This window comes from Pseudonocardia sp. SID8383, assembly GCF_009864975.1.
Classification (GTDB): domain Bacteria; phylum Actinomycetota; class Actinomycetes; order Mycobacteriales; family Pseudonocardiaceae; genus Pseudonocardia; species Pseudonocardia alni.
The window spans coordinates 1-7375 of record NZ_WWFY01000037.1; the positions used below are offsets into that span (position 1 = coordinate 1).

8 protein-coding genes and 1 pseudogene are annotated in these 7375 nt (G+C 73.6%); 6 read left to right on the forward strand and 3 right to left on the reverse strand.

The genetic code is table 11. The annotated features are described in order from the left end of the window. Together GTW08_RS00980 and GTW08_RS00985 are read right to left on the reverse strand one after the other, a co-directional pair. Positions 1-384, reverse strand: a 384-nt coding sequence (locus GTW08_RS00980) for a hypothetical protein (protein ID WP_202416228.1), incomplete at its 3' end; no start/stop codon positions are given. Then, a complete protein-coding gene (locus tag GTW08_RS00985; protein WP_073574688.1) occupies positions 371-1036 on the reverse strand; it encodes a response regulator in 666 nt (221 codons plus the stop codon). The genes GTW08_RS00980 and GTW08_RS00985, both read right to left, overlap by 14 nt. A 105-nt stretch (positions 1037-1141) precedes the next feature. Between GTW08_RS00985 and efp the strand changes: the two genes are divergently transcribed. Together efp and nusB are read left to right on the forward strand one after the other, a co-directional pair. Next, positions 1142-1702: an elongation factor P gene (efp, locus tag GTW08_RS00990; protein WP_073574689.1), complete on the forward strand. Its 561-nt coding sequence runs from the start codon at positions 1142-1144 to the stop codon at positions 1700-1702. A 1-nt stretch (position 1703) separates the two neighbouring features. Then, positions 1704-2123 carry a transcription antitermination factor NusB gene (gene nusB, locus GTW08_RS00995; protein WP_073574690.1) on the forward strand — a complete coding sequence of 140 codons (420 nt, stop codon included), beginning with the start codon at positions 1704-1706 and terminating at the stop codon, positions 2121-2123. A 107-nt stretch (positions 2124-2230) separates the two neighbouring features. Here nusB and GTW08_RS01000 read toward each other — a convergent pair whose 3' ends face one another. Further along, positions 2231-2722, reverse strand: a complete 492-nt coding sequence (locus GTW08_RS01000) for a transcriptional regulator (RefSeq protein ID WP_020625790.1) — start codon at positions 2720-2722, stop codon at positions 2231-2233. A gap of 583 nt (positions 2723-3305) precedes the next feature. On the opposite strand from GTW08_RS01000, the gene pyrR reads away from it, so the two are divergent. The 4 genes and pseudogenes from pyrR to carA all read left to right on the forward strand — a co-directional run. Further along, positions 3306-3899 (forward strand): bifunctional pyr operon transcriptional regulator/uracil phosphoribosyltransferase PyrR, encoded by a 594-nt coding sequence (pyrR, locus tag GTW08_RS01005; protein ID WP_062395627.1) that lies wholly within the window; start codon positions 3306-3308, stop codon positions 3897-3899. Beyond that, positions 3896-4840 (forward strand): aspartate carbamoyltransferase catalytic subunit, encoded by a 945-nt coding sequence (locus tag GTW08_RS01010; protein WP_073574691.1) that lies wholly within the window; start codon positions 3896-3898, stop codon positions 4838-4840. The genes pyrR and GTW08_RS01010 overlap by 4 nt, the downstream gene beginning before the upstream one ends. Further along, positions 4837-6129 carry a dihydroorotase gene (locus GTW08_RS01015; protein WP_073574692.1) on the forward strand — a complete coding sequence of 431 codons (1293 nt, stop codon included), beginning with the start codon at positions 4837-4839 and terminating at the stop codon, positions 6127-6129. Before GTW08_RS01010 ends, GTW08_RS01015 begins: the two co-directional genes overlap by 4 nt. Beyond that, a pseudogene (gene carA, locus GTW08_RS01020) lies at positions 6126-7226 on the forward strand (glutamine-hydrolyzing carbamoyl-phosphate synthase small subunit); the annotation flags it as partial. The gene GTW08_RS01015 and the pseudogene carA, both read left to right, overlap by 4 nt. Positions 7227-7375 lie beyond the last annotated feature (149 nt).

The following is a 7375-nucleotide window of genomic DNA, read 5'->3' on the forward strand; positions in this document are numbered from 1 at the left end:
GGCCGCCGCGCCGGCCGGTCCGCGCTGCGGAGCCCGCGCGACGGAGAAGGCCAGCAGCGGCCACAGCAACGTCGCGAACCCGCCGAGGAACGCCATCGCCGGGGCGGCGAGCACGGCCAGGACCAGGTAGGCGCGCCGCGGCCGGTGGCGGCGCAGCAGCACGGTGGCGGCCATCGCCGGGCTCAGCACCGCCGCCAGCGCCACGGACAGCGGCAGGGGGAGCCGGTGGGTGTAGCCGGGGATCTCCAGGACCAGGGCGGTGACCAGCTCCTGGGCGACCAGGATCAGCGCCAGCACCGCCAGCGCGACGTCCCCGGCGCGCGTGCCGGGCAGCGGCGTGGGAGCGGGAGCGGGGGCGTCTGTGCCGGGCTCAGCCGTCGGCACCGGCGGCTCCCACCAGCCCGTGCTCGTAGGCGAACACCACCAGCTGCACCCGGTCGCGCAGCCCCAGCTTGGTGAGCAGGTTCGAGACGTGGGTCTTGACCGTCGTGCCGCCCAGCACCAGCCGGTCGGCGATCTCGGCGTTGGACAGCCCGGCGGCGACCAGCCCGAGCACCTCCCGCTCCCGCTCGGTCAGCCCGGCCGCGGGCCCGGCCGGGGCGGGCGGGTCGGCCGGGACGAACGAGCCGACGAGCCGCCGCGTGACCGACGGCGCGAACAGCTCGTGCCCGGCGTGCACGGTGCGGACCGCGACCTGGAGGTCCTCCGGCTCGACGTCCTTCAGCACGAAGCCGGACGCGCCGGCCCGCAGGGCGTCGTAGACGTGGCGGTCCAGGTCGAACGTCGTCACCACCAGCACACGGATGCCGGGGTCGCGCAGCGCGCGGATCCGCCGGGTCCCCTCGATGCCGTCGGTGCCGGGCATCCGGACGTCCATCAGCACGACGTCCGGGCGCAGGGTCTCGGCCAGCTCGGCGGCCTCCGCGCCGTCCCCGGCCTCCCCGACGACGTCGATGTCCGGCGCCGCCGCGAGCACCGTCCGCAGCCCCGCCCGCACCACCGCCTGGTCGTCGGCCACCACCACCCGCACCGTCATGGCGCCCATCCTGGCAGGTCGCCCGCCCCTCGGGCGGGCCGGTGAACCGGGTGGCGGTACCCTGACCGACGCACGAATCCGAGATCCGAGCAGGAGAGCGCGCACGTGGCGACCACGAACGACCTGAAGAACGGCCTGGTCCTGAACATCGAGGGCCAGCTGTGGACCGTGACGGCGTTCCAGCACGTCAAGCCCGGCAAGGGCGGTGCGTTCGTTCGCACCACGCTGAAGAACGTGATGTCCGGGAAGGTCGTGGACCGGACCTTCAACGCGGGCACCAAGGTCGACACCGCGACGGTGGACCGCCGCGACATGACCTACCTGTACCGCGAGGGCACCGACTTCGTCTTCATGGACGGCGACACCTTCGACCAGATCCCGATCCCGGAGAAGGCCGTCGGTGACGCCGCGCGCTACCTGCTGGAGAACGCCTCCGCCCAGGTGTCGCTGCACGAGGGCGAGCCGCTGTTCATCGAGCTCCCGACCTCGGTCGAGCTGGTCATCTCCCACACCGACCCGGGCCTGCAGGGTGACCGCTCCACCGGCGGCACCAAGCCCGCGACCCTGGAGACCGGCGCCGAGATCCAGGTGCCGCTGTTCCTGGAGAGCGGCACCAAGGTCAAGGTCGACACCCGGGACGGCCGTTACCTCGGCCGCGTGAGCTGAGGTGCGCGCACGCACCAAGGCCCGTAAACGGGCACTGGACATCCTCTTCGAGGCCGAGGCCCGCGGTGAGGACGCCCTGTCCGTGCTCGCCGCGCGCCGCGAGACCGACGACGCGCCGCCCGTGCAGGACTACGCGGCGCGGCTCGTCGAGGGCGTCGCGACCCACCGGGACCGGATCGACCAGCTGATCGCCGAGCACGCCGAGGGCTGGGACGTCGACCGGATGCCCGCGGTCGACCGCGGCCTGCTGCGGCTCGGGATCTACGAGCTGCTGTGGGTGGACGACGTCGACGACCCGGTCGCGATCACCGAGGCCGTCGAGCTGGCCCGGACGCTGTCGACCGACGACTCCCCGCGCTACGTCAACGGGGTGCTCGGCCAGATCTCCGACATCGCCGAGCACCTGCGCGCGACCCTCTGACCAGGGCCTGAACGCACGAAGGGCGGTGGCCGGGGGACTGTGCAGACCCCGGCCACCGCCCGACCGGTCGCGTCACCCTTCCCCTGGGACGCGGCCGGTGGAACAGATCATCCCACGTGCTGCCCGGGACGCGCCTCGGGCGGGAGCACTCCCCAGTCGATGAGCTGGTCGGTCAGCTCGCCGGGGGACATGTCGTAGATGATCGCGAGCGAACGCAGGTCCTCGGCGCGGATCGAGAGCACCTTGCCGTTGTAGTCGCCGCGCTGGCTCTGGATGGCCGCGGCGTAGCGGGCCAGCGGCCCGACCTTGTCCGCGGGGAGCTGCTGCAGCCGCTCCAGGTTGATCACGATCTTCGTCGCGGGCTCGCTGCCGGAGGGGATGCGGCCCTCGGGGAGCAGCTCGGCCACCGGGACGCCGTAGAAGTCGGCCAGCTCGGCCAGCTTCTGCACGGTGACCGCACGGTCCCCGCGCTCGTAGGAGCCCACGACGACCGCCTTCCAGCGTCCGCCCGACTTCTGCTCGACGCCGTGCAGGGAGAGCCCCTGTTGCTGCCTGATCGCCCGGAGCTTGCCCCCGAGCGCCTTGGCGTAGTCGCCCATCGATCTCCTCGTTCCTGACGGTCCGTACCGGTGTGGCCGGACCGGCCGGTCACCGGCGGTGCACCGGTGGCGTTGTCGCGCCTGCCGCGTCGTCGCCCCTGTGGGTGGTCCCGTTCGGGGCGGCAGCTCCGGCGGGTGCCGGCGTCCCGACCGTCCCGCTCGTCGCGGCACTGCTGCACGCGTGCTGATTGATACGGAGAGTAATCCTCCGGGTCCGGTCCGGCACCGTCAAGTTCGACCCCCTGCTCGGGGGGTTGACGAGCGGTTTCCCACACGAACGGGGCAGTCCACGTCCCTCGTCAGCGGTAGCGCAGGGTGTGGGTACGCGATCCCACCACCCGCCCCTGTGGGTGCGCATGGGCAGAATCGGGTATCGCAAGGTGTCGTGCCGGACGGCCGTCGGTCATCGCGCATCGTGACGGGAACGTGACCTCGAACGGGTGACGCGGCTGTGGCGCGGCTCGCGGTGTGACGCGCTGCGGCCGTCCCGCGCGGGCACCCGCCGAGTTGCTAGGTTGGCGCACAGCTCGTGTACGACCGTCCTTTAAGACCCGTCCGGTGAGGCGGGGAAGGAGACCACCTCGTGGCGCAGAACCGCCGCGGGGACGCCGACGCACAGCAGCCCGCACGGGAACTGCTGTCCGCCGCCGACGTCACCCGCACCGTCGCGCGCATCGCGCACCAGATCATCGAGAAGACCGCCTTCAGCGCCGAGAACCCCGACGGGCTCGTGCTCCTGGGCGTCCCCACCCGCGGCGTGCACCTGGCCCACCGGCTCGCCGCCGCGATCACCGACTTCGCCGGCGCCGCACCGGCCGTCGGCTCGGTCGACGCCACCCTCTACCGCGACGACCTGCGCCGCGGCCCGGCCCGTGCGCTGGAGTCCACCGCGGTGCCCGAGGGCGGCGTGGACGACCGGCTCGTCGTGCTCGTCGACGACGTCCTCATGTCCGGGCGCACCACCCGCGCCGCGCTCGACGCCCTGCGCGACGAGGGCCGTCCGCGCGCGGTGCAGCTCGCCGTGCTGATCGACCGCGGCCACCGGGAGCTCCCGATCCGCGCCGACTACGTCGGCAAGAACGTCCCGACGTCGCGCTCGGAGCAGATCCTGGTCTCGCTGACCGAGATCGACGGCAGCGACGGCGTCTGGATCACCCAGGGAGAGGGGGACAGGTGAGACACCTGCTCTCGGTCGCCGACCTCGACGCCGCCGAGGCGACCGCGCTGCTCGACACCTCCGACCGGCTGCGCGAGGCGCTGCTCGGCCGCGAGGTGCGCAAGCTGCCGACGCTGCGCGGCCGCACGGTCATCACGATGTTCTACGAGAACTCCACCCGCACCCGGGTGTCGTTCGAGATCGCCGGCAAGTGGATGAGCGCCGACACCGTGAACGTGTCCGCCTCCGGCTCCTCGGTCTCCAAGGGCGAGTCGCTGCGCGACACCGCGCTGACCCTGTCCTCGATGGGCGCGGACTGCGTGATCGTGCGCCACCCCGCCTCGGGGTCGGCGCACCGGCTCGCGCACTGGGCGGACGCCGACCGCGAGGTCACCGGCACCCCCACCGCGATCGTCAACGCCGGTGACGGCACCCACGAGCACCCCACCCAGGCGCTGCTCGACGCCGCGACCCTGCGCGACCGGCTCGGCGGCATCGCCGGGCGGCGGATCGGGATCGTCGGCGACGTCCTGCACTCCCGGGTCGCCCGGTCCAACGTGCTGCTGCTCGCGACCCTCGGGGCCGAGGTCGTGCTCGTCGCGCCGCCGACGCTGCTGCCCACCGGCGTCGAGTCCTGGCCGTGCCGGGTGTCCCACGAGCTGGACGCCGAGCTGCCCGCGCTCGACGCGGTCATGATGCTGCGCGTGCAGTCCGAGCGGATGCACGGCGGCTTCTTCCCCTCCGCGCGCGAGTACGCGGTGCGCTTCGGGCTGTCCGAGGACCGCGCGAGGCTCCTGCCCGACCACGCGGTCGTCCTGCACCCCGGCCCGATGATCCGCGGCATGGAGATCGCCCCCGCGGTCGCCGACGCCCCCAACTCCGCCGTCCTGGCCCAGGTGCGCAACGGCGTGCACGTGCGGATGGCCGTCCTCTACCACCTTCTCGCCGGAGCTCCCGAATGACCGACCTGCTGATCCGCAACACCCGGCCCTACGGCGGGGACCCGGTCGACGTGCTCGTCGCCGACGGCGTCGTCGCCACCATCGGCACCGGCCTGACCGCGCCCGAGGGCACCGAGGTCCTCGACGCCGACGGCGCCGTGCTGCTGCCCGGCTTCGTCGACCTGCACGTGCACCTGCGCGAGCCGGGCGGCGAGGAGTCCGAGACCATCGAGACCGGCAGCCGTGCCGCGGCGCTCGGCGGGTTCACCGCCGTGTTCGCGATGCCGAACACCACCCCGGTCGCCGACTCCGACGTCGTCGTCGAGCACGTGCGCCGGCGCGGCGAGGAGATCGGGCTGGTCGACGTGCACCCGGTCGGTGCGGTCACCGTCGGCCTCGGCGGCGAGAAGCTCGCCGAGCTCGGCACGATGGCCGCCTCCCACGCCGCGGTGCGGATGTTCTCCGACGACGGCCGCTGCGTGAACGACCCGCTGATCATGCGCCGCGCGCTGGAGTACGCCTCCGCGCTCGACGTCGTCATCGCCCAGCACGCCGAGGACCACCGCCTCACCGGCGGCGCCCAGGCGCACGAGGGTGCCGTGGCCGCGCGCCTCGGGCTCGCCGGGTGGCCCGCCACCGCGGAGGAGACGATCGTCGCCCGCGACTGCGCGCTGGCCCGCGAGGCCGGCGCGCGCCTGCACGTCTGCCACATCTCCACCGCCCGCACGATCGACGTGCTGCGCGCGGCCAAGGCCCAGGGCGTGCGGGTGTCGGCCGAGGTCACCCCGCACCACCTGCTGCTCACCGACTCCCGGCTGACCGGCTACGACCCGGTGAACAAGGTCAACCCGCCGCTGCGCACCGCCGACGACACCCGCGCGATGCGCGAGGCGCTGGCCGAGGGCGTGATCGACGTCGTCGCGACCGACCACGCCCCGCACGCCGCGCAGTACAAGGACACCGAGTGGCAGGCCGCGAAGCCGGGCATGCTGGGCCTGCAGACCGCGCTGTCGGTGCTGGTCGAGACGATGGTGGAGCCGGGCCTGCTGGACTGGCACGGCGTCGCGCGGGTGCTGTCGGAGCGCCCCGCGGAGATCGGGAACCTGCCCGACCAGGGCCGTCCGATCGCGGAGGGGGAGCCGGCGACGTTCGCGCTGGTCGACCCGGACGGGGTCTGGACGGTCCGCGGTGCGGAGCTGGCGAGCAAGGCGGCGAACACGCCGTACGAGGGAATGCGGCTGCCCGGAACGGTGGTCGCGACGGTGCTGCGGGGACGCATCACCGCGCAGGACGGGAAGGTTGTGCAGTGACCGCGCTTTTGGTTCTCGAGGACGGGCGGATCTTCCGCGGTGAGGCCTACGGCGCCACCGGGCAGACCCTGGGTGAGGCCGTGTTCACCACCGGCATGACCGGCTACCAGGAGACCCTCACCGACCCGTCGTACCACCGCCAGATCGTGCTGCAGACCGCACCGCAGATCGGCAACACCGGCTGGAACGACGAGGACGACGAGTCGCGGGCGATCCAGGTCGCGGGCTACGTCGTGCGCGACCCCGCCCGGCGGGCGTCGAACTGGCGGGCGACCGGCTCGCTGGAGGACGCGCTGCGGGCCCAGGAGGTCGTCGGGATCGCCGGGATCGACACCCGCGCCGCGGTGCGCCACCTGCGCGAGCAGGGCGCCATGCGCGCCGGGATCTTCTCCGGCACCGCCCTCGCCGCCGACGACGAGCTGGTCGAGCGGGTCAGGCAGGCCCCGCAGATGGAGGGCGCCGACCTCTACGGCGCCGTCACCACCGCCGAGACCTACGTGGTGCCCGCGGTGGGGGAGCGGCGCTTCGTCGTCGCCGCCCTGGACGTCGGCATCAAGTTCAACACCCCGCGGATGATGGCCGCCCGCGGCATCGAGGTGCACGTGCTGCCCGCGTCGAGCACCATCGAGACCGTCGAGTCGCTGCGCCCGGACGGCTTCTTCCTGGCCAACGGCCCGGGGGACCCGGCCACCGCCGACGGCCCGGTCGCACTCGCCCGGCAGGTCCTGGAGCGGCGCATCCCGCTGTTCGGGATCTGCTTCGGCAACCAGATCCTCGGCCGCGCGCTCGGCCGGTCCACCTACAAGCTGCGCTACGGCCACCGGGGCATCAACATCCCGGTCGTCGAGCACGCCACCGGGCGGATCGCGATCACCTCGCAGAACCACGGCTTCGCGGTGTCCGGCGAGGCGGGCGAGGAGTTCGACACCCCCTACGGCCGCGCGCAGATCACCCACACCTGCCCCAACGACGGCTGCGTCGAGGGCATGGCCGGGCTCGACTTCCCGGCGTTCTCCGTGCAGTACCACCCGGAGGCCGCCGCGGGCCCGCACGACGCGTCGGACCTGTTCGACCGCTTCGTGGAGCTCATGACCGAGTACCCGGTCGGCTACGCCGGCGTCGCCGGGCAGCGGCCCGAGGGCACCGCGCCCGCGCCGTACCCGCGGCCCGAGGCCGAGAACCACTCCGGCGTCGAGGCCCGGCCCGGGACCGAGCCGGCGCCCGCGCCGGCGATGACCGCCCAGCC